This is a genomic window from Ruegeria sp. AB5, from assembly GCF_056542645.1.
In genome coordinates this window covers 970,426-990,677 of the sequence record NZ_JBQGAE010000001.1, presented here as the reverse complement: position 1 = coordinate 990,677, position 20,252 = coordinate 970,426, and the positions used below count along the sequence as shown (strand labels likewise).

Genomic DNA, 20,252 nt, shown 5'->3' with positions numbered 1-20,252 from the left:
AACCGGCGAGCCGCTGACGAATGTTTCTCGCAAAATCAGTATATTGCGTAGTAAGAGCGGGTTAAATTCATGTTATGTGTGAAGTTATTCACATACGGACCTCGAACTGTTTCCTATTCTGCAACTATTGCAGAAAGGAGCACACAATGTCTTTGTCCAAATTCCTTCTGACCGTTTCCATGCTTTCGATTGGATTTATGGCGGCCTGCTCGGGGCCGGGAACCTACCCAATTTCGGGGGATCAGGTTTCATCAAGTGACCCTGTTCACGACATGGAAATGCCGGGCTACATTTTCCGGGGCGAGTCGCGCTAAAGCGCTTTGCTCATCAGCATATAGCGATCACGGGGTTTGAACCCCGTGCGCAGATACAGTTTCTGCGTGGCGTCCTGAGTTCGGTCGACTTCCAGATGAAGGGCGGTCAGCCCGGCTTCAGCCAACGCTTTGGGTAATTCCAAAAGCACTTCGGTGGCGATACCGCGACCTCGGACGGCGGGGCGGATATAAATCTCGTCGACAAAGCCGTCCATGCCGCCAAACTCGACTGACCACCCAAAGGTCAGGACAATGTACCCCAATGGCGCGCGGCCAGGGCCGATCAGGTAGATGCACCCATGGGGAATACCTTCCAGCAGCGGCATAAGCGCTTCGCGTCTCTGGTCGGCGTCCTGCGCGATACCTTGCTCGGCGTGAAAGGCCGAGACCAGGGCCATCAGGCGGTCCAGGTCCTCGGGGCGGGCGAGTCGCAATGCGGCGGTCATAGTCGGGCCAGCCTTTCGGTCAGAAGAGTGAAGAATCCATCCGCATCCAGATCGCCCACGAACATGGCATTGGGCGTGCGGTCCGTAACGCCCCACCAATCGGCAACGGTCATGCCCATGGTCAGCTCGGATTGGGTTTCGATTTCCACGTTTACATAGCGGCCCGAAAACAGCTCGGGCCGGATCAGATAGGCGATGACGCAGGGATCGTGCAAAGGCGCACCCACTGAGCCATACTTTTCCTTATCGTAGCGTTCGAAAAAGCCCATCATGTCCGCGACGGCGTGACCGACTTGTGTGTCGATCGCCCGGAACGCATCGTTGCGGTCTTTCGTAACCAGCGCTTTGTGTGTGACATCCAGCGACATGACGACAATTGGCCTGCCTGATTTGAAAACAATATCAGCGGCTTCGGGGTCGACGTGAATGTTGAATTCCGCAGCTGGCGTGTAGTTGCCCACTTCAAAGTAGGCGCCGCCCATCAACACGATTTCCTGAACCCGATCAACAACATCCGGCGCCTTTTGGAAGGCTGTTGCAATATTTGTCAGCGGCCCCAATGGGCAGAGCGTCACGGTCCCAGGGTCCTGCGCCCGCAGGGTGTCGACGATGAAATCAACCGCGTGACCCTCTGCCAGCGGCATCTTTGGATCCGTCAGAACGGGGCCGTCCAATCCGGTTTTGCCATGGACATGCTCGCCCGTGATCAAAGGGCGTTTCATCGGGCGGTCGCACCCGGCGTAGACCGGGACCTGTGTATGGCCCGCCCATTCACAGACAATTCGGACGTTCTTGGCGGTCAATTCCAGCGGAACGTTTCCGGCAACGGCGGTAATGCCCAGAACCTCGACATCCTCGGGGCTGGCAAGCGCCAACAGAATGGCGACGGCGTCATCCTGGCCGGGATCGGTGTCGATGATGATCTTGCGCGGTGCCATGGTGCCTCCGGGGTCTTGAAGCGCGGACACTCGCAAGTGTCACCGCACTTGTCCAGCGGTTTCAGGCGTCGGTCTTGGTCTCTACCGGCGGGAGTTTGCCGTTGGCGCGGTGCTCTTCGGTTTTAACCTCATCCCACAGCGCGTCCATCTCGGCCAGATCGCTTTGGGATGGGGTTCTGCCACGGGCGGCCAGCCGCGCCTCAACCTGTTCAAAGCGGCGCGTGAACTTGGCGTTGGTGCGGCGCAAAGCGGCCTCGGGCTCGATGCCCAGATGGCGGCCCAGATTGACCATCACAAACAGCAGATCGCCGAACTCATCCTCCAACGCATCCGCGTCCTTGCTGTTGCGCGCCTCTTCCAGTTCGGCGGCCTCTTCGGTGATTTTGGCCAGGACATGGCTGGCATCGGGCCAGTCGAATCCCACACGCGCGGCGCGTTTCTGCAATTTATGCGCGCGCAACAGGGCGGGCAGGTTGGCGGCGACGCCATCCAGCGCACCTTGTTGCTTTTTCCCGGCGCGTTCAGCCGCTTTGATGGTTTCCCAGTCCCTCGTCTGTTGATCCGCCGATTTGACGCGGGATTCGTCTCCGAACACATGCGGATGGCGGGTGACCATCTTGTCGGACATGGTGCGCACCACATCCTGAAAGGTGAAATGCCCGGCCTCTTCCGCCATTTGTGCGTGGAAGACGGACTGAAACAGCAGGTCACCCAGTTCACCCTTCAACTCGTCAAAGGCCTGTCGTTCGATGGCGTCGGCGACCTCATAAGCCTCTTCTATGGTGTAGGGGGCGATGGTTGCGAAATCCTGTTCGATGTCCCACGGGCATCCACTTTCCGGGTCACGCAGGCGGCGCATGATTTCCAGCAACCGCTCGATACCAGCGTCGCTGTCATGGATCAGAGGATTTTCGGCCATTGCGAACCCTTTCGTTCCGGTGTCAGATGCATCCATTCCGCAGTCCCGATCAGGAGTCCACCCCAGATGCCCGTCGTCAACCGAATTGCCGATTTTGCCGCCGATATGGCCAAGTGGCGCCAGCACTTGCACACGATCCCTGAACTGGAGTTCGAATGCCATGAAACCGCAGCCTTCGTCGCTGAGCGTCTGCGTGAGTTCGGGGTCGATGAGCTGTACGAAGGCATCGCCAAGACCGGGATGGTGGCGATCATCAACGGACAGGGTGAAGGCCCGACCATCGGGTTGCGCGCGGATATGGACGCTTTGCCGATTGCCGAGGAAACGGGGTTGGACTACGCCTCGAAGCACCCCGGCAAGATGCACGCCTGCGGCCATGACGGGCATACGACCATGCTGCTGGGGGCCGCGCGCTATCTGGCCGAGACACGGAATTTCACAGGCCGTGTGGCGCTGATCTTTCAACCCGCCGAAGAAGAAGGCGGTGGCGCGGATGTGATGGTGCAGGAAGGTATCATGGACCGCTTCGGTATCTCTCAGGTTTATGGCATTCACAATGATCCGGGAAACCCAGAGGGCGCATTCTACACAACAGCCGGGCCGATCATGGCAGCTGTAGATACGTTCGAAATCCACGTGCAAGGCGTTGGTGGCCACGGAGCGTTGCCGCACCAGACCAAGGATCCGGTGATGGCGGCCTGCGGGATTGCGCAGGCGATCCAGACCATCGTCAGCCGGAACCACTATGCGGTGCAGGATCTCGTGGTCTCGGTCACGCAGATTCACACCGGGACAGTGAACAATGTGATCCCGGACACGGCTTACCTGAACGGCACCGTCCGCACGTTTGACCCGACCGTTCAGAAAATGGTGATCGAGCGGATGGAGCAGATTGTGGCTGGTCAGGCGGCCTCTTACGGGGTTGAGGCGCGGCTGGACTATCAAGTGGGTTATCCGGCGACGATCAATGACGCAGAAAAGGCGGCATTTGCGGCGGATGTTGCGCGCGACGTCTCGGGCGACGACCGCGTCGTCGACAATATGGGCCGCGACATGGGGGCTGAGGATTTTTCGTACATGTTGCAGTCTCGTCCGGGTGCCTATCTGTTTTTGGGGCAGGGCGAAGGCGCCGGGCTGCACCACCCGAGATACAACTTCAATGACGATGTTGCGCCGGTGGGCGCGTCGTTCTTCGCGCGGATCGTGGAAAAGGCACAGCCGCTGGGCTGATAGGGGAAAGTCATGGCACTGGAAGACGCAAAACATCAGGTGGACGAGGCCTTTACCAACCCCGACCTCAAAGGGTTGTCCTACGAGAACACGTTCGGCGGCGCGACCTCGTTCTTGCGACGGCTCTACACCAAGGAATTGAAGGGTGTGGACATTGCGGTGACCGGGGTGCCCTTTGATCAGGCCGTGACCAACCGCCCCGGCACCCGTCTTGGACCCCGCGCGATCCGGGAAGCCAGCGCGCTGCAATCACCCGACGCACCCTATGGTTGGCCGTTCGACGCGCTGAGCGAGCTGGCCATCGTCGACTATGGCGATATGGCCTATGACTACGCCAATATCCCGGCCTTTCCGGACACGTTGACCGATCATATCCGCACGATTCTGGCGGCTGACGTGGCCTCGGTCACGCTGGGCGGGGATCACTATATCAGCTTCCCGATCCTGAAGGCCTATGCCGAGAAATATGGGCCGATGTCCCTGTTGCAGTTCGATGCGCATACGGATACCTGGGCTGACGACGACATGTCCCGCGTCGATCACGGGACCATGTTCTACAAGGCAGTGAAATCGGGGATCGTGGACCCGAAACGGTCGGTCCAGGTGGGTATCCGCACCAGCAATGAAGATACGTTGGGTGTCAACATCATCGATGCGCGCGAAGTTTACGAATCCGGCCCCGCCGCCGTGGCGCAGAAGATCAAGACCATTCTGGGCGACAGCCCAGTCTACCTGAGCTTTGATATCGACGGTCTGGACCCGGCCTTCGCCCCCGGGACCGGCACGCCGGTCTGGGGCGGGCTGAGTTCGATTCAGGCGCAGATCATTCTGCGCGACATTGCCGGAATCAACATCAAGGGTGGCGACGTTGTCGAGGTCTCTCCGCCCTATGACACCTCGGGCGCGACAGCGATTGCGGGTGCCCACGTGGCGACGCAGATTATTTGTTTGCTGGGGTGGCGCAGGTTGGCGAAGCCTTAACCTTTGGTTAGCCATCTTTCCGATATCTGGTTAACCATCAGGCAGGATGAGAGAAAACAAGCATGACAGACTACAATCAACCGATCAGCGGCAATGATCTGGCGCGGTTCTCCGGGCCGAACACGTTCATGCGGCTGCCGCAGGCCACCTCGTTAGCAGGGCTGGATGTGGCGTTGTTGGGGATACCGATGGATATCGGCACCTCGTGGCGGTCGGGTACGCGGTTCGGACCCAAGCAGATCCGCAGCGAAAGCGCGATGATCCGGCCCTATAATATGGCTACCTCCGCGGCCCCGTTCGATACGTTGCAGATTGCCGATATCGGCGATCTGGCAATCAACACGTTCTCACTGTCTGAAAGCCTCAGGATCATCAAGGACAGCTATGACGGCATCCTTGCGCAGAACGTGGTGCCGGTTGCGATGGGCGGGGATCACTCGATCACACTGCCTATCTTGCGGGCGATAGCTGCCAAACATGGACCGGTGGCACTGGTGCATGTGGATGCCCATGCCGATGTGAATGATGAGATGTTCGGCGAGCGTGAGACTCACGGCACCGTGTTCCGCCGCGCTTATGAGGAAGGGTTGATTGTCGCTGACAAGACCTTCCAGATCGGAATTCGCGGCTCGGGCTATGCCGCGACAGATTTCACCGAGGCACAGGGCTGGGGATTCAATCAGTTTCCGGCGTGGGAGTTGTGGCAGCAGAACCTGACGCAGATCGGATCGCAGATCCGCAAAATGGTCGGCGACCATCCGGTCTACATCACCTACGACATCGACAGTCTGGACCCTGCCTATGCCCCCGGCACCGGCACGCCCGAGATCGGCGGGCTGACGACCCCGCAGGCCCTGCAGCTGATCCACGCGCTGCAGGGGGTGAACGTGGTGGGATGTGATCTGGTCGAGGTCTCTCCACCCTACGACCCGTCGGGCAATACGGCCCTGACGGCGGCGAACCTGCTGTTCGAGCTTTTGTGCATCCTGCCCGGCGTGACGTCGCGGTAATCGGTCGGCTGCGCCTTGAACCGATACCGGTTCCACATAGGGTTCGGTGTTGAGGATGGAGACAGGATGAAAAAAATGCTGCTTTTGGGTGTCGTCGGAGTGGTGGTCGTGCTGGCGGCTTATATCCGACTTGCCCCCTCTGATCCGGCCGATTGGCACGTCCCCCCCGCGGCCGAGGCGAGCCGGGACCTTGCAGGTGGCGTGCTGCGTGTTGTCGAGACGGGCCCCGACGGTCTGGCAAAACTGGACGCCATTGCCCGTGTGTCGCCGCGCACCGCGGTTCTTGCCGGCTCGGTGGATGACGGGATGATCACCTATGTGACCCGCACGAAGGTGATCGGCTTCCCGGACTACACCACGGTTCAACAGGACGGTGACACGCTGCGCATCCATGGCCGATTGCGGTTCGGACGCAGGGATTTCGGGGTCAACAAGGACCGCGTCGATGACTGGTTGGGGCAGATGTGAGGGCAAGCCTCAGGACGATGATTTTTTGTGCGAAGGCTCCAGATCAGGCCATTCCAAAGGCAACCCGGATGACAAACACCCTTCCTGCACCTCACGCCACATGGGCACGTTCAGAGACATCTGGCATTGAGCCGTAAACATCCGACCATCGACCTGAAGGCAGATCATTTGCCCCAGTTCAACGCGCGAGCCGGATTTGTCGGTGCAATAGCAGTCCTGAATCTTGCCGTTCGGGCCCGTCACATCGGCCAGCGCGGGCGCTGCGAACATCAATAAACCAAGGGCAAACGGTTTCATGCAAAGCAGTCTAGCACGAAGCTGGCCCTTGACCAACGCGTCCGGATGAGAGACACCGCCGGAATGATCCCCGAAGAACGCCTTGAGCAGATAACCCAGCGATTCCAGTACCTCGAAGCGGCCATGGCCGATGGCGCATCGGGTGGGGATATCGCAAGCCTCGCCAAAGAGTATTCCGACCTCAAGCCCGTGGTCGATCAGATCATGGCTTGGCGGCAGTTGCTGGCAGATCTGGCCGAGGCCGAGACGATGTTGGCCGACCCGGACATGAAGGAACTGGCCGAAGAGGAAATCCCTGACCTGCAAGCCCGTATCCCCAAGGCGGAACATGCGTTGCAACTGGTCCTGCTGCCCAAGGATGCAGCGGATGCCCGTCCGGCGATGCTGGAAATCCGACCCGGTACCGGCGGCGACGAGGCGGCGCTGTTCGCCGGCGACCTGCTGCGTATGTATCAACGCTATGCCGAGGCGCGGGGCTGGCGGTTCGAAATCATCGAAGAACAGGCCTCGGATCTTGGCGGCATCAAAGAGGTGGTGGCCCATATCAAGGGCGACAATGTCTTTGCGCGCATGAAATACGAATCCGGTGTTCATCGGGTGCAGCGGGTGCCGGAAACCGAAAGCGGCGGGCGCATCCATACCTCGGCGGCCACCGTGGCCGTTCTGCCCGAGGCCGAGGATGTGGATATCCAGATCGACGCCAATGACATCCGCATCGACACCATGCGAAGTTCAGGGGCAGGCGGCCAGCACGTGAACACCACCGACTCGGCGGTGCGGATCACACACCTGCCGACCGGTCTTGTGGTGACCAGTTCCGAGAAATCCCAGCACCGCAACCGCGAGATTGCCATGCAGGTTCTGAAAACCCGCCTGTATGATCTGGAACGCCAGCGGATCGACAGCGAACGGTCTGCGGATCGGGCCAGCCAGGTTGGTTCGGGCGACCGGTCAGAGCGGATTCGCACCTACAATTTCCCGCAGGGTCGTATGACGGATCATCGGATCAACCTGACGCTTTACAAGCTGGATCAGGTCATGCAGGGCGATCTGGACGAGGTGATCGATGCTCTGACAGCAGATGATCAGGCGCGGCTTCTGGCCGAGATGGCGCAATGATTGCGGCCCTGACAGCAGCACAGGCCATGGTGGCCGCCACCGCGCGTCTGCGCGCGGCCGGTGTCGAGGACCCGGCCCGGGACGCGCGCGTCCTTCTGGCCCATGCCGCCCGCATCGAGGCTAGCCGCGTCACCCTGATCGCGCCCGAAGAGCTGTCGCCGGACATTGCCGAGCGCTATGATCAACTGGTGTCGTTGCGCGCCATTCGGGTGCCGGTATCTCATCTGTTGGGCGCGCGCGACTTCTACGGGCGCAGGTTTCACGTCAGCCGGGATGTTCTTGACCCGCGCCCTGAGACCGAAACGCTGATCGACGCTGCATTGAGCGAACCGTTCGATCATGTTCTGGACCTCGGCGTTGGGTCCGGCTGCGTTTTGGTGACATTGTTGGCAGAACGTGGCAGCGCGACGGGGATCGGCGTCGACCTCAGTGAAGCGGCCTGTCTGCAAACCAGTGCAAATGCCGTTCAACACAATGTGCAGGACCGGATCGAGGTTCTGCGCTCGGATTGGTTCGGCAACATTGATGGTCAATTTGACCTTATTGTTTCCAACCCACCCTATATCGCGCGTGAAGACATGGCGCAATTGTCGCCCGAGGTTCGTGAGCATGAACCGCGCATGGCGCTGACAGATGAAGCGGACGGGCTTGATGCGTATCGTCGGATCGCAGCAGATGCACCGGATTTTCTGATGCCCGGCGGGCGGTTACTGGTCGAAATCGGCCCAACTCAGGCGGCTGCGGTCAGTGCCTTGTTTGATGCTTCGGGATTGTCGGGTATCCGCGTGATCCCGGATCTAGATGGGCGTGATCGGGTGGTTCTGGGCAGATTGCCGGGTTGAGATGGGGGATTGTGCGGCTGAAAAACGCCGTTGATTGTAAAAAAGCTGCGAAATACCTCAGAATCCCCTTGTCTGTTCCGGCTGGACATGTTTACTCAGGATTAGTCGGCGAGGTTGACGCTGTTTCAGCGCACCCCTGACGCCAAGCCCAAAAAAGCCGATGACACGTTACGGGACAGGCCACTGAGCATCGTAAGGTACGGGTTGATCGGCAGCGAATGACAAGGCTGACGTATAGTAAGATGAGATCTTCAAAATCCCGCTCGCGGGCCAAGAATAACCGAAATCGTCCTTCCGGCGGCAACGTTGTAAACCGGGTTTTTGACAGCTCGGGCCCCGAAGGCAAGGTGCGTGGCACGCCACAGCAGATCATTGACAAGTACAACCAGCTCGCGCGTGATGCGCAACTGGCCAATGACCGCGTTGCGGCTGAGAACTTTCAGCAGCATGCTGAACACTATCTGCGAATGCTGAGCGAGGCACAGCGCGAGATGGAAGCGCGCCGCGAAGAGCAGGAGCGCCAAAACCGCGAACGCCAGGCCGAACGCGACCGCGAACGCGCTGAACGTCAGGAACGCGAAACCGCGCGTCAGGCCGACCCGGCAGAAACGCCGCAACCTGATGTGATGGATTTTGGTGCACCCGAAGCGGCACCGGAAAGCGGGTTGGTCGAAACTCCGGAAAGCAAGGGAGCCGAGGCTCCGGCACCCGAGAAAAAGGAAAAGCCTGCGCGCAAACCGCGGGCGCGCAAACCCAAGGCGGCACCGGCCGCAGAGGACGCCCCGAAAACCGATGGCGACGCGCCGGAAGCGGCGGAATAAACCAAAGAACAGATCGAAGAAAAGCCCCGGTATCGTCCGGGGCTTTTTGTATTCAGGGGTGTTTGATTTCGCGGGCGAGAGCGCAGAAGGCTTCGAGTGGAACTTGCTCGGCGCGGTCCGTGGGTTTGATACCGGCTGCAATCAGACGGTCTTCGATATCCGGGGCGACGCCTTTCAATGATGCGCGCAACATTTTGCGGCGCTGGTTGAAGGCCGCCGCGACCACACGAGACAGGGTTGCGGCATCTGCAGGATAGCGAGGTTCGGGCAGCGCCGTCAGGTGTACCACGGCGCTGGAGACTTTGGGCGGCGGGGTGAAGGCCCCGGGCGGCAGGGACATGGCAATCCGCGCATCGGCTCGCCACTGGGCCAAGATGGCCAGACGGCCATAAGCTTTGCTGCCGGGTTGGGCGACGATGCGCTCGGCGACCTCACGCTGGAACATCAGGGTCAGGCTCTGCCAGAACGGGGGCCATTCTGGTGGGGTCAGCCAGCGGACCAACAATTCCGTACCCACATTGTAGGGCAAGTTCGCCGCGATGCGGATTGGCGGGCTCAGGTGTTCGAGCGGATTGATTTCCAGAGCATCGCCATTGATCACCTCTAGCCTGCCCGGATAGGCGGCAGCGACATCATTCAGAGCAGCGATGCAGCGAGTGTCCTTTTCAACCGCCACAACTTTGCGCGCGCCTTCGGACAAGAGCCCTCGGGTCAGGCCGCCGGGACCGGGTCCGATTTCCAGCACATCGCATGTCGTAAGGTCTCCGGCCTGACGCGCGATTTTGGCCGTCAGATTCAGATCCAGCAGGAAATTCTGGCCCAGCGATTTGCGGGCCGACAGCTGATGGGTCGCGATGACCTCGCGCAGCGGGGGGAGGGTGTCTATAGCGCTCATGATCCGGTTACCGTGGCGCGTTTGACGGGGGCAGCGCCAGATATTTTTTTGCCTCCGGCGGGGATATTTTTAGCCAGGTGAAGGATCAAGCGCCTTGTGCCATCTGTTGCGCGAGCTTCAATGCCTCGATCAGGCTGGTGGGGTTTGCGATGCCCTGGCCTGCGATATCCAGTGCGGTGCCGTGATCGGGAGAGGTGCGGATAAAGGGCAGACCCAGTGTGACGTTCACGCCCCGGTCGAAATCCAGCGTCTTGATCGGGATGAGAGCCTGATCGTGATACATCGCGATCGCCGCGTCATACCGCGCGCGGGCAGCGGCGTGGAACATCGTATCGGCGGGATGCGGGCCAGTGACCGTATAGCCATCTGGGTTGAGAGCGGCCAGCATCGGGGCGATCCAATCCATTTCTTCGGTGCCCATTTTCCCGCCTTCTCCGGCATGGGGGTTCAGCCCGGCCACTGCGATGCGCGGGGTTGTGATGCCGAATTGACGGCGCAATCCTGTGGCGGTGATCTCGATCGTGTCATGCAGCAGATCGGGGGTCAGCGCCTGGGGGACGCGGGACAGCGGGATGTGAATGGTGGCCGGCACGACACGCAGCTGGTCGCTTGCCAGCATCATCACCACCCGCTCTCGCCCGGCCAGGGCAGCAAGAAACTCGGTATGGCCGGGAAACGAGAAACCGGCCCCATCGATCAGTGCCTTCTTGTGAATGGGGGCGGTGCACAGGGCGGATGCCGCGCCGGATTGCACCAGTGAGACGCCCAGTTCGATGGCGTCGATCACGGAAGGGGCATTATCCGGGTCCGGTTGGCCGCAGTTATTGCGTGCAGGAAAATCCAGATGCAGCACCGGCAGAGCCGTTTGGCAGACGGAAACGGCCTGTTCAGGATGTGCTATCCTTTGTGTCGGCGTGCCCTTGGGCAGATGGGTGCTGTCGCCAATATAGAAAAAGGGACAGGCCTCGCGCAATTGGTCCCACGCCTTGGCGGCGATCTCGGGGCCTATGCCTGCCGGGTCGCCGCAGCTGAGCGCGATAGGTGCGGTCATTGCTCGATGATTGTCGCGTCGGCCCGCAGCTGTTCGAGCAGACTGTCGGCAAAGGCCTGCAGGCGTTGCTGGGTCAAGGCGTTGGCCACGTCAGCGCGCGAGGTGTCTTCGCCCAGATCGCGGGTCCGGTTGCACATCATCAGGAACATCAATGTCTGACCGTTGTGGCGGGTCAGCGTGGTCGAAACTTCGTTGGGGTCCAGTTTTGCCAGTTCCAAAGCGACGTCCCGAGGAATTTCAGAAGGGCTTGCTTCGATGCGTTCCAGAACCTGTTCAGGCTGATCCTTGGCAATGCCGTAGAGATCGTCGCAGGTGTCGATTTCTTCCTGCAATTTGGCGGCGGCAGCCAGCGTTGCAGCGCTGCGCCCCCCCGGCAGGTAGTAGATTGCGTAATCGATCTTGGAATAGGTGGGCGTACCCGATGCCACCTCGCGCAGACCGCGCATCTGGAACAGGGCAACGGCGTTGGGCAGGGTGATTGGATCGGTTATCTCACCGTCTTTCAGACGCAGGACAACCGGTTGCAGCGCAGGCGGCAGGCCGGTCAGATTCAGCCAGTCCAGTCGACCGCCATTGTTGCGGGTCGCAGCGGCAGAATACTGTGCCGCTGCTGCGGAAAAGGCGTCGAAACCCTGCAGGTTCGAGATTTCCTCGGCCAGCAGTTCGGTTTGGGCCAGGGTTTGCGCGTTCACCGGTATGATGATCTCGGACAAAAGGACCTGAAGCCCGCCACCGCCACCTTGTCCGAGGGCGCGGTTGATTTCTTCCTCGGTCGGATTGGCCTGCGACAGGTAGCGCGCACTGATGTAATTGCGCCACGAAAGCTGGTCGGCCACAAAATCACGCACGGTTTCCGGGTCGACGCCCTGATTGCCCAGCAATTGCAGAAACTGTTCTGTGGTCAGTTGCCCTCGGGCGGCGAATTCGTCAATCCCGGCCTGAACATCCTCGGGCGCAACCTCGATCCCGGCCTCGCGCATGACCTGTTTGCGCAGGCGATCATCGATCAGGGCCTTGCGGACCTCGGTCTCGGATCCTCCGGCAATACCCAGCGCATTCAGAAACTGCAGACGCTGTTCCAGTTCGTACCAGGTGACGATATCCTGATTGACGCGGATTGCCGGTGAAAACAGGCTTTGCGCGCCCAGTTGTGATGCGGCAACGGAAAAGACTGTCGCAGCAAAGGCAGGGATTGCCAGCCTGACCGAAGCAGAACGAAGAAACCGTGAGAAAGCTGATATCAACTGCATGTTCTCTTGTAAGTGTTACCACCGCCTTCAAGGGCGTATCCTGTCAACGACACGGTAAAGCCGAATTCGGTCGAAGGCTCAATAGTGGATGTTGAAGTAAAGCGCCGCCTTACGGACATGTTAACCTGAACGCATTCGTTCTGGTAGGTCACGCCCAGGCCAAGGCGAATGGGCTCGGACTCGTTCAGATCATAGCGGGCTTCGGCCCGTGTCAGCCAGTTCTGGTCGATCTGATAGCGACCGCGCAGCCAGATTTCCGAGATTTCGTCATCGATGTTTTCGGCCGGGTCGGGTTCCTGCCAGATGTAGCTGCCGACAAGGTTTGACCCGTCCTGAGCCCACTCACCGCGCAACTCGGCCTTGGCAAAACTGAAATCGGCGTTCAAAAGCCCGCGCCCGGCCAGAGACCAGCCGTTTGCCGTTTTGAGCTGTCCAGCCAGCAAGAGATCGGACGAGGTGCCCTGCAAACCCGAGGACAGGGTAAAATCGGGATCGGCATCGGCGCGAAACACCTGACCCACTGTCACCAGTGCTTGCCTGCCGCCACTGCCGTAGCGGGCCCAGTTGACGCCGACAACGCCGGTTGTGCCATCTTCGCGGCGGTCTTCAGCCGGGAACCGAGACAGGGACAAAAGGTTGCCCTGATCAAATTCCTGAAATGTGCTTTCGTCGATCGGGACATCGTTGTCGGATACGTCTGTCCAGCCGATCTGTGCTATGGGTTCCAGGAACTGAGTGGCTCCGGACTTTTCGCGGCGGGTCATCGGGTAACTGACCGTGAGGGCCGCGCGTGGTGTCGTACGTGTCACATGATCTGGGTAGTTGCTGTCATGGCGGATATTGAACGTATCCACCGATGCCCCGATCCGAGCGTCAGCCCGTACTCCGGTTGCAAAGGTCCAGCTGCGCAACCATTCGGCATCGAAGGTCGCCCGTGCCACATCGCGCCCCAGAACATCTTCATCGCTGGTGCGTTCATGCGCATGGGCAATGGCACTCAGCCGCAGCTCACCGCCGACAGACGTAGGGAAATGCCGCTTTTCGTAGTTCAGATCGAAGACACGAGAGGGGATTTCATCCTGATCTTCGCTGTCACGAAGTGTCTTGTAGTGGATAAAGCTGGTGCGAAACGCGGTGTCGCGCTTGATACGTTCAAGCGCGATTTCACTGCGCAAGCGGTCGTAGTCGGGCAGGCCATAGTCAGCAAGGTAGGCATCATCAGATGTGGTACGCAGATCGAAGGTCAGACGAAAGTCATTTTGTAGGGTGAACCAGCCATCGGCGAACAGATATCCGCGACCCTGATCCTGCTGAATATCGTCTCGGGTATACGCACCTTCGATATTGATCCGTCCATTCACAAAAGCCTGACGATAGCGAAAGCCCAGCGTCTTTGTGCCGGACGAAATATAGGGTGTCAGCGTCAGGTCCCTGTGATCGCCCAATTTGATGAAGTAGGGCACTTGAACGCCGGTTCCCAGCTGCGAAGTGGTGCGGATAGAAGGCGCCAGAAACCCGGTGGCCCGCTCGAGCGTCGGGTCGGGCAGGCGCAGATATGGGAAGTAGAACACCGGAAAATCCAGAACCCGCAGCTGTGCGCCCTCGAAATACAATTGTCGTTCCAGTGAATCATGGGTCACCTTGCGGGCCCGGATTTGCCAAAGGGGCGGGCGTCCATCAGTGCAGACATGGCACGAGGTAGCTGCAATCTTGCTGAATTGTGTATAGCGGCCACCTGCGCGACGGGCCTGGACCGAGGCAATTTGAACCTGCTGTTCGAACACCATCCGCGCCCCGACCAACAGCCCGTTCTGAAACCCACTGTCCAACTGGGCCGAATCCGCCAAGACGGTCGATTGACCGCCTTGATCAATGCGGATCGGACCATCCACCGTCAGTTCACCCGTATCGCGATCATAGAGAATGCGGCTTGCGCTCAGTTTGACGTCGCCCTGAAACGCCTCGACATTGCCTTCGGCCACCAGTTGGCGTTCCGGTGTGATGAAAATCTTGTCGGCCACCAGCAAAGCAGGTTCTTCCTGCTCAGCGGGGGCCTGCGTGACGGTCGGGTCGGCAAGGGTTTGGGCCGTCAGCCCAGCAGGCAAGCTCAACACCAGAAGGCTGGTGGCCGCCGTGACAAGGACATGACGCATCAGCCGTCCTCCGCGTGCAACAGCAGGCCGAGCGACAACAGGATTGCGGCAAAAGGCGGTGCCCATGCCGCCACATAGATCGGAAGCTGGCCGTTTTCGCCAAGGATCTGGGCGAAGTTGCGCACGAAATAGATGGCAAAGCCCAACAGCACGGCCGTCAGGACCGCGACACCCGTCCCGCCAAATCGTACATGGCGCATGGTAAAGGCAGCGCCGATCAGAACCATCGAAACAAGAAACAGGGGCCGGGCCAATTGCACCTGCAGCCAGACTTCGTACTGTTTTGTCGAGAACCCAGCCTCGCGCAGATCGCGGATCAGTTGCGGCAGGTCATATACCGAAACCGAGTCCTGTTGCCCCAGGGTATCCAGAATGCGCTGACGTGTCAGCGAAGTCGGAAGCTCAAGACGCGCGTGCGCCACTGCGTTTGTCTCGGGATTCAGGTCATCCTGCAGAGGCCACACCTTTGCATTCGTCAAAACCCAGATACCGTCGTCCAGCTCGGCGCGGTCTGCCACAATCTGCTGCGTGGGTTTGCCATTTGCCGCGAAGGTAATAACCGTGACATCGTTCAGGCCCAATGTGTCCCCGTTCGAGGTGCCTTTGGCATGAATCACCGACTGGCCCTCATCGGAGTTTTGGCGCAGCCACAGCCCCTCGCGGCTGATCGACAGGGCTGAATTGCCGTCGTTTCGGTATTCGTCCGACAGGCGTTGAAATTCTTCCGAAGTGGCCGCCGCGATTGGATTCAACAAGGCAACGGCCAGCACACCGATGGTCAGGGCCAGAAAAACCGGCGCAACCAGTGCGCGGATGCCGGATCGACCGGTGGCACGGGTCACAACCAGTTCAGATGTGCGGGCCAATCCTATGAACAGTGCGATGGTGGACAGGATGATCAGCAAAGGCAGCATCTCGCTGATCGCGGCGGGCGTGTTCAGCAGCGTCAAGCCCAGCAATTGCCCAACGGAAAGATCGTGGTCGTCGAACCGGCGGACCTGTTCGATCAGGTCGATCAGAATCAGAAGCGTCAGAAAAATGCTGCCGATAACAACAAAGCTCTGTAGAAAACGGCGCGCGAAATAGCGGTCAAGGATCACGAAAACGGCCCCGCAAAGCTTGAAACGCAGGGGTTCGCAACACGTGCGCGCTGACATGTCTTGCTGGGCGACGGCTGATGCCTGCCGTTTGGTGCCACGTCGATCTCCCCCGAGCCTGCCGTTTATTTTTGCAGGACTTTAATGCAATTGAGGTGCGGGGAAAACTGCTATCTGGTCAAGCCGCTCGGCGCGGGCTAGGTCTTGGGGAACAGATTTTGAGGAGTGTGCAATGAGCAGTCTGGTACCGATCCGCTTTCAGGCCTTTGATGTGGATTCAATGGCGCAGGCCGAAGGGCGCGTGGCGATCATTATCCCGGCAGAAGGCAAGATGAGCCCTGCGGTGCGGCGGGCAAACCGTTTGACGCGCGGTGCCGTTGCCCGGCTGGTCGAGAGCGAAAAGTTTGCCAAGGTTAAAACCGGGGATGTGATCTCATTGGCGTGGCCAGTCGGAATGGCGGCCGAGGCGCTGGACATTCTGGTTCTTCCGCGCCGTCCCGACCCGGTCGAGGCCCGCAAGGCCGGTGCGGCGCTGGCAAAACTGGCGGGGGGCAAAGACCTTTTGGTGATGGCGGGCAATCAGGTGCGCTCGGAAGATCTGGCGATGGGCATTGCGCTGCGCAGTTATGACTTTGATGTCCACAAGACCAAGGACAGTGATGGGGCCGGTGCCGTCACGATCAGCCACGGCAAGCATGGCGAGGCTGAGGCGGCCTTTGCTCCGATGTATGCGGTGGCCGATGGGGTGCGGATGACCCGCGACCTGACAAACGAACCCGCCAACGTTCTGACCACCACCGAATTTGCCGAGCGTCTGGACGAGATGAAATCTCTGGGTCTAGAGGTCGAGGTGCTGGAAGAGGACAAACTGGCCGAACTTGGCATGCGCACGTTGCTGAGCGTAGGGCAGGGCTCGGTCAGCCCCTCGAAAGTGGTTGTGATGCAGTGGAAGGGTGGTGACAAGGACGATGCGCCGCTGGCCTTGGTCGGCAAAGGCGTGGTCTTTGATACCGGTGGTATCTCTCTGAAACCGGCGGGCGGAATGGAAGACATGACCATGGACATGGGCGGTGCGGGGGTCGTTGCCGGTACCATGCGCGCGCTGGCCAAGCGAAAGGCCAAGGCCAATGTCGTCGGCCTTGTGGGTCTGGTCGAAAACATGCCCTCGGGCAATGCGACCCGTCCTGGTGATGTGGTGAAATCGATGAAGGGCGACACGGTCGAGATCATCAACACCGATGCCGAGGGCCGTTTGGTTCTGTGTGACGTGATGTGGTACGCGCAAGACAGGTTTGCGCCTGTTGGCATGATCGATCTGGCCACATTGACCGGCGCGATCATCATCGGGCTGGGGCATGAGAACGCGGGGGTTTTCTCGAACAATGATACCTTCTGCGATGCCTTCCTCAAGTCGGCAAAAGCCGAAGACGAAGGCGCGTGGAGGATGCCGCTGGGCGAGGCGTATGACAAGCAGCTCAAATCCCGTATCGCGGATATGAAAAACGTTGGCGGACGACCTGCGGGCTCGATTACGGCGGCGCAGTTCCTGCAACGCTTCGTCAAGGAAGACACGCCGTGGATTCATCTGGATATCGCAGGTGTTGCCTCGGTCGCGGCTGAGACGTCTTATGCGCCCAAGGGTGCCACCGGCTGGGGTGTTCGCGCGCTCAGCCGCTTTGTGCAGGACAATTTCGAGTAAGCACATGGGCGCTGTCTATTTCTACCACCTGACCCGTCAGCCGCTGGAGCACACTTTGCCGGTGCTGTTGGACAAGGCGCGGCAGGCCGGGTGGCGGATAGCCGTGCGGGGCACCGATCCCGCCCGGCTGGACTGGCTGGACGAAAAACTGTGGCTGGAACCCGAAGAGGGGTTCCTGCCGCATGGCCGCGCGGGTGGGCCGCATGATGCGATGCAGCCGATCCTGCTGACCTCGGACCCTCAGGCCACGAACGCGGCGACATGTATCATGTCGGTGGACGGCGCGGCGGTGGACCCGGACGAGGTTGCTGCGCTGGAACGGGTCTGCATCCTGTTCGATGGCAATGACACGCAGGCTGTGCAACACGCGCGCGGGCAGTGGAAGGCGCTGACCGAGGCGGGCTGTTCAGCGCAATACTGGTCCGAGGAGTCGGGCCGTTGGGAAAAGAAAGCCGAGGCATAACGCGGCTTTCGCGAAAAATCAGGAGAGAAGCGCATGGAAATGAAGCCGTTGGGCCGCACTGGCATCATGGTGTCCGACCTGTGTCTGGGAACAATGACCTTTGGGACGCAGACCTCTGAAGCGGAGGCCCATGCACAAATGGATCTGGCGTTGGGGGCCGGGATCAATTTTGTCGACGCCGCCGAGATGTACCCGGTCAATCCGATCTCGAAGGAAACGGTAGGCCGGACCGAAGAGATATTGGGGAACTGGAATGCCGCAAATGCATCGCGCCGGGGGGCATATGTGCTTGCGACCAAGCATTCGGGCGCGGGCTTTACCCATGCCCGCGACGGTGCGCCAATCTCGGCACAGACCATTTCTGAGGCGATCGAGGGATCGCTGCGGCGGTTGCAGACGGACTATGTCGACCTCTATCAGTTTCACTGGCCCAATCGCGGCAGCTATATGTTCCGCCAGAACTGGAATTATTCCCCCTCGGGCCACAACACCAATGAGGTTCTGGAGAATATGCAGGAGTGCCTAGAGGTTCTGCAATCCCAGGTCGAGAAAGGCAATATCCGTGCCTTTGGCCTGTCAAACGAAAGCGCCTGGGGGACTGCACAGTGGGTGCGGCTGGCCGAACAGATGGGAGCACCCCGGGTCGCGTCGGTTCAGAATGAGTATTCATTGCTGTGTCGTTTGTTTGATACGGATATGGCCGAGCTTTGCATGCACGAGGATGTCGGGTTGATGGCGTTTTCGCCTTTGGGCGCGGGGTTGTTGACCGGCAAGTATCAGGACGGCGCGGTTCCGGCGGGATCTCGCAAGGCAATTTCTCCGGAACTTGGCGGACGCCATACGGATCGCGTCTACGATGCGGTAGCCGCCTATCTCGAGATTGCAGCGACCCATGGGTTGGACCCGACGCATATGGCGTTGGCCTGGTGCCGGACCCGCCCCTTCATGATGTCAGCCATTTTTGGGGCCACCTCTGTTGCCCAACTCGAGCATATTCTGGCTGCAAAAGACATGCGGCTTTCGGATGAGGTGTTGCACGCCATTGGGCATGTACATCGCGCGCATCCGATGCCGTACTAGGGGGCTCTGCCCCCGCCGCGCTATGCGCGTCTCCCCCGGGATATTTTTGGCCAGATGAAGGGGATCGGGTCAGTGATGGGTGGGATGCGCGCGCTCGTGCCTTAGGTCACGGGCCGACAGGCCATGGGCCGTGCGGAAGGCCCGCGCGAAGCTGGACTGAGACGTGAAGCCGGTGGCCAATGCCACATCCATCAGCGGCATATCGGTGTCGGTGACCAGGCGGCGGGCTTCGGCCAGGCGCAGTTGCAGATAGTGGTCCTGCGGCGTGGTGTTCAGGCGGAGGCGGAATTGCTGTTGCAACGTACGCGGGCTGGTTCCGAGACGATCGGCGATATAGGCGAGCGGCAGGGGATCGTCGAGTGAGGATTCCATCAGGCTGTTGGCCTTGGCCGTCAGTGCCGTGTGACGATGCGGGGCGCCGGTTCGGCTTTGTGGTTTCGTTGGCTCGGGCGCGCCATCATAGAGGAACAAGCCCGAGACGCGCGCGGCGAAACCCGCACCGTGGCGAGCAGCGATGATGTGCAGCATCATCTCGACCGCCGGGATCGCACCACCAGAGGTCAGTCGGGTTTCAGAGACGGTAAAGCGGTCGGGGCGCACGTCCACCTCAGGGAAACGGCTGGCGAAATTGTTCAGGTCTTCCCAGTGGGTGGTGGCGGCGTGACCGGCCAGCAGGCCCGCTTCGGCGAGCAGCCAGGGTCCGCCATCAATGCCAGCCATGGTGGCACCGGTGCCGGCGATGCGGCGCAGACCGGCCAGCAGGCTGGGGGTGGCGTGACGGGCCAGTTGGAACCCGGCGACCACGATCATAAGATCGCAACCTTGCAACCGCGCCAGCGGGATGCCGGGCACATTCAGCGCGCTGGTGAGCATGGCGGGTTGCGCAGTGGCTGTCACGTAGTCCCAATCGAAGGCCGGGCGATCCGCCAGCCGGTTCGCCGCACGCATCGGATCAACGGCTGAGGCAAAGCTGAGCGTGTTGCAGTCGTCCAGCACCAGCACGGCCGTTTTCAGGGCGCGATGTTCGGGTTGAAGGATGTTTTTTGCGGATTTCATCAAGTTCGATTCGCATTCTGGCAAGTGTTTCCACAAGGCTGCGTCAGAGTTGCGGACAACGCAAATCGGAATCCGGGGAAAAGCCTGGGGAAAACCCAGCGCGAAACCGGGTATAACCTGGGG

At 60.1% G+C, this 20,252-nt stretch carries 21 protein-coding genes; 11 read left to right on the top strand and 10 right to left on the bottom strand.

Translation table 11 applies throughout. From position 1 onward, the window contains the following. Window positions 1–146: 146 nt before the first annotated feature. Window positions 147–314 carry a hypothetical protein gene (locus ACR0L4_RS04995; RefSeq protein WP_170749169.1) on the top strand — a complete coding sequence of 56 codons (168 nt, stop codon included), beginning with the start codon at window positions 147–149 and terminating at the stop codon, window positions 312–314. Here the strand turns inward: ACR0L4_RS04995 and ACR0L4_RS04990 are convergent. The 3 genes from ACR0L4_RS04990 to mazG form a co-directional block, all read right to left on the bottom strand. After that, window positions 311–760: a GNAT family N-acetyltransferase gene (locus tag ACR0L4_RS04990; protein ID WP_170749168.1), complete on the bottom strand. Its 450-nt coding sequence runs from the start codon at window positions 758–760 to the stop codon at window positions 311–313. The genes ACR0L4_RS04995 and ACR0L4_RS04990 overlap by 4 nt on opposite strands. Next, the gene (locus tag ACR0L4_RS04985; protein WP_480511025.1) at window positions 757–1,698 is read right to left on the bottom strand and encodes a nucleoside hydrolase; all 942 of its coding nucleotides are present in this window, start codon (window positions 1,696–1,698) and stop codon (window positions 757–759) included. Before ACR0L4_RS04985 ends, ACR0L4_RS04990 begins: the two co-directional genes overlap by 4 nt. A gap of 61 nt (window positions 1,699–1,759) precedes the next feature. Then, entirely contained in the window at window positions 1,760–2,617 is an 858-nt protein-coding gene (mazG, locus tag ACR0L4_RS04980; protein ID WP_480511156.1) for a nucleoside triphosphate pyrophosphohydrolase, read from the bottom strand. A 66-nt stretch (window positions 2,618–2,683) separates the two neighbouring features. On the opposite strand from mazG, the gene ACR0L4_RS04975 reads away from it, so the two are divergent. From ACR0L4_RS04975 to ACR0L4_RS04960, 4 genes are all read left to right on the top strand, one after another. Next, the gene (locus tag ACR0L4_RS04975) at window positions 2,684–3,847 is read left to right on the top strand and encodes a M20 aminoacylase family protein (protein WP_480511023.1); all 1,164 of its coding nucleotides are present in this window, start codon (window positions 2,684–2,686) and stop codon (window positions 3,845–3,847) included. A 12-nt stretch (window positions 3,848–3,859) separates the two neighbouring features. Beyond that, window positions 3,860–4,828 carry an agmatinase gene (speB, locus tag ACR0L4_RS04970; protein WP_480511021.1) on the top strand — a complete coding sequence of 323 codons (969 nt, stop codon included), beginning with the start codon at window positions 3,860–3,862 and terminating at the stop codon, window positions 4,826–4,828. Between the two features lie 62 nt (window positions 4,829–4,890). Further along, window positions 4,891–5,838 (top strand): agmatinase, encoded by a 948-nt coding sequence (gene speB, locus ACR0L4_RS04965; protein ID WP_480511020.1) that lies wholly within the window; start codon window positions 4,891–4,893, stop codon window positions 5,836–5,838. A 66-nt stretch (window positions 5,839–5,904) separates the two neighbouring features. After that, window positions 5,905–6,306, top strand: coding sequence for a DUF1499 domain-containing protein (locus ACR0L4_RS04960; RefSeq protein WP_480511018.1), 402 nt, complete (start codon window positions 5,905–5,907; stop codon window positions 6,304–6,306). A 9-nt stretch (window positions 6,307–6,315) separates the two neighbouring features. Here ACR0L4_RS04960 and ACR0L4_RS04955 read toward each other — a convergent pair whose 3' ends face one another. Further along, window positions 6,316–6,603, bottom strand: coding sequence for a hypothetical protein (locus ACR0L4_RS04955; RefSeq protein ID WP_170749162.1), 288 nt, complete (start codon window positions 6,601–6,603; stop codon window positions 6,316–6,318). 63 nt (window positions 6,604–6,666) lie between these two features. On the opposite strand from ACR0L4_RS04955, the gene prfA reads away from it, so the two are divergent. The 3 genes from prfA to ACR0L4_RS04940 all read left to right on the top strand — a co-directional run bounded on the left by prfA (window position 6,667) and on the right by ACR0L4_RS04940 (window position 9,385). Beyond that, window positions 6,667–7,722 (top strand): peptide chain release factor 1, encoded by a 1,056-nt coding sequence (prfA, locus tag ACR0L4_RS04950; protein WP_170749268.1) that lies wholly within the window; start codon window positions 6,667–6,669, stop codon window positions 7,720–7,722. Next, window positions 7,719–8,564 (top strand): peptide chain release factor N(5)-glutamine methyltransferase, encoded by an 846-nt coding sequence (gene prmC, locus ACR0L4_RS04945; protein ID WP_170749161.1) that lies wholly within the window; start codon window positions 7,719–7,721, stop codon window positions 8,562–8,564. The genes prfA and prmC overlap by 4 nt, the downstream gene beginning before the upstream one ends. Before the next feature lie 242 nt (window positions 8,565–8,806). Next, on the top strand, window positions 8,807–9,385 hold the full coding sequence (locus ACR0L4_RS04940; RefSeq protein WP_480511015.1) for a DUF4167 domain-containing protein: 579 nt from the start codon (window positions 8,807–8,809) through the stop codon (window positions 9,383–9,385). Between the two features lie 52 nt (window positions 9,386–9,437). On the opposite strand, the gene rsmA is transcribed toward ACR0L4_RS04940, so the two are convergent. The 5 genes from rsmA to lptG form a co-directional block, all read right to left on the bottom strand. Next, window positions 9,438–10,280 carry a 16S rRNA (adenine(1518)-N(6)/adenine(1519)-N(6))-dimethyltransferase RsmA gene (rsmA, locus tag ACR0L4_RS04935; protein ID WP_480511014.1) on the bottom strand — a complete coding sequence of 281 codons (843 nt, stop codon included), beginning with the start codon at window positions 10,278–10,280 and terminating at the stop codon, window positions 9,438–9,440. 85 nt (window positions 10,281–10,365) lie between these two features. Next, complete coding sequence (gene pdxA, locus ACR0L4_RS04930) at window positions 10,366–11,331, bottom strand: 4-hydroxythreonine-4-phosphate dehydrogenase PdxA (RefSeq protein WP_480511012.1); 966 nt, start codon at window positions 11,329–11,331, stop codon at window positions 10,366–10,368. After that, entirely contained in the window at window positions 11,328–12,581 is a 1,254-nt protein-coding gene (locus tag ACR0L4_RS04925) for a peptidylprolyl isomerase (RefSeq protein ID WP_480511010.1), read from the bottom strand. The genes pdxA and ACR0L4_RS04925 overlap by 4 nt, the downstream gene beginning before the upstream one ends. Continuing rightward, window positions 12,572–14,734, bottom strand: coding sequence for an LPS-assembly protein LptD (locus ACR0L4_RS04920; RefSeq protein WP_480511008.1), 2,163 nt, complete (start codon window positions 14,732–14,734; stop codon window positions 12,572–12,574). The genes ACR0L4_RS04925 and ACR0L4_RS04920 overlap by 10 nt, the downstream gene beginning before the upstream one ends. Next, the gene (lptG, locus tag ACR0L4_RS04915) at window positions 14,734–15,834 is read right to left on the bottom strand and encodes an LPS export ABC transporter permease LptG (RefSeq protein ID WP_480511006.1); all 1,101 of its coding nucleotides are present in this window, start codon (window positions 15,832–15,834) and stop codon (window positions 14,734–14,736) included. The genes ACR0L4_RS04920 and lptG overlap by 1 nt, the downstream gene beginning before the upstream one ends. Before the next feature lie 229 nt (window positions 15,835–16,063). Here lptG and ACR0L4_RS04910 point away from each other — a divergent pair, with 229 nt between their 5' ends. Genes ACR0L4_RS04910 through ACR0L4_RS04900 form a run of 3 tightly spaced genes read left to right on the top strand, consistent with a single transcriptional unit; the run spans window position 16,064 to window position 19,073 of the window. Then, window positions 16,064–17,530 (top strand): leucyl aminopeptidase, encoded by a 1,467-nt coding sequence (locus ACR0L4_RS04910; protein WP_480511004.1) that lies wholly within the window; start codon window positions 16,064–16,066, stop codon window positions 17,528–17,530. A 4-nt stretch (window positions 17,531–17,534) separates the two neighbouring features. Beyond that, window positions 17,535–17,993: a DNA polymerase III subunit chi gene (locus ACR0L4_RS04905; protein ID WP_480511002.1), complete on the top strand. Its 459-nt coding sequence runs from the start codon at window positions 17,535–17,537 to the stop codon at window positions 17,991–17,993. Window positions 17,994–18,026: 33 nt separating this feature from the next. Further along, window positions 18,027–19,073, top strand: coding sequence for an aldo/keto reductase (locus ACR0L4_RS04900; RefSeq protein WP_480511000.1), 1,047 nt, complete (start codon window positions 18,027–18,029; stop codon window positions 19,071–19,073). Window positions 19,074–19,142: 69 nt separating this feature from the next. Here ACR0L4_RS04900 and ACR0L4_RS04895 read toward each other — a convergent pair whose 3' ends face one another. Then, complete coding sequence (locus ACR0L4_RS04895; RefSeq protein WP_480510998.1) at window positions 19,143–20,129, bottom strand: GlxA family transcriptional regulator; 987 nt, start codon at window positions 20,127–20,129, stop codon at window positions 19,143–19,145. Between the last annotated feature and the right edge of the window lie 123 nt (window positions 20,130–20,252).

Excerpts from the sequence above, each read along its gene's own strand:
- ACR0L4_RS04920 (WP_480511008.1), bottom strand. The coding sequence starts at position 14,734 with ATGCGTCATGTCCTTGTCACGGCGGCCACCAGCCTTCTGGTGTTGAGC.
- ACR0L4_RS04910 (WP_480511004.1), top strand. The coding sequence starts at position 16,064 with ATGAGCAGTCTGGTACCGATCCGCTTTCAGGCCTTTGATGTGGATTCA.
- ACR0L4_RS04940 (WP_480511015.1), top strand. The coding sequence starts at position 8,807 with ATGAGATCTTCAAAATCCCGCTCGCGGGCCAAGAATAACCGAAATCGT.
- prfA (WP_170749268.1), top strand. The coding sequence starts at position 6,667 with ATGATCCCCGAAGAACGCCTTGAGCAGATAACCCAGCGATTCCAGTAC.
- ACR0L4_RS04925 (WP_480511010.1), bottom strand. The coding sequence starts at position 12,581 with ATGCAGTTGATATCAGCTTTCTCACGGTTTCTTCGTTCTGCTTCGGTC.
- speB (WP_480511021.1), top strand. The coding sequence starts at position 3,860 with ATGGCACTGGAAGACGCAAAACATCAGGTGGACGAGGCCTTTACCAAC.
- mazG (WP_480511156.1), bottom strand. The coding sequence starts at position 2,617 with ATGGCCGAAAATCCTCTGATCCATGACAGCGACGCTGGTATCGAGCGG.
- ACR0L4_RS04895 (WP_480510998.1), bottom strand. The coding sequence starts at position 20,129 with ATGAAATCCGCAAAAAACATCCTTCAACCCGAACATCGCGCCCTGAAA.
- ACR0L4_RS04975 (WP_480511023.1), top strand. The coding sequence starts at position 2,684 with ATGCCCGTCGTCAACCGAATTGCCGATTTTGCCGCCGATATGGCCAAG.
- ACR0L4_RS04955 (WP_170749162.1), bottom strand. The coding sequence starts at position 6,603 with ATGAAACCGTTTGCCCTTGGTTTATTGATGTTCGCAGCGCCCGCGCTG.
- speB (WP_480511020.1), top strand. The coding sequence starts at position 4,891 with ATGACAGACTACAATCAACCGATCAGCGGCAATGATCTGGCGCGGTTC.
- pdxA (WP_480511012.1), bottom strand. The coding sequence starts at position 11,331 with ATGACCGCACCTATCGCGCTCAGCTGCGGCGACCCGGCAGGCATAGGC.
- ACR0L4_RS04985 (WP_480511025.1), bottom strand. The coding sequence starts at position 1,698 with ATGGCACCGCGCAAGATCATCATCGACACCGATCCCGGCCAGGATGAC.
- ACR0L4_RS04990 (WP_170749168.1), bottom strand. The coding sequence starts at position 760 with ATGACCGCCGCATTGCGACTCGCCCGCCCCGAGGACCTGGACCGCCTG.
- ACR0L4_RS04995 (WP_170749169.1), top strand. The coding sequence starts at position 147 with ATGTCTTTGTCCAAATTCCTTCTGACCGTTTCCATGCTTTCGATTGGA.
- rsmA (WP_480511014.1), bottom strand. The coding sequence starts at position 10,280 with ATGAGCGCTATAGACACCCTCCCCCCGCTGCGCGAGGTCATCGCGACC.
- ACR0L4_RS04960 (WP_480511018.1), top strand. The coding sequence starts at position 5,905 with ATGAAAAAAATGCTGCTTTTGGGTGTCGTCGGAGTGGTGGTCGTGCTG.
- ACR0L4_RS04900 (WP_480511000.1), top strand. The coding sequence starts at position 18,027 with ATGGAAATGAAGCCGTTGGGCCGCACTGGCATCATGGTGTCCGACCTG.
- ACR0L4_RS04905 (WP_480511002.1), top strand. The coding sequence starts at position 17,535 with ATGGGCGCTGTCTATTTCTACCACCTGACCCGTCAGCCGCTGGAGCAC.
- prmC (WP_170749161.1), top strand. The coding sequence starts at position 7,719 with ATGATTGCGGCCCTGACAGCAGCACAGGCCATGGTGGCCGCCACCGCG.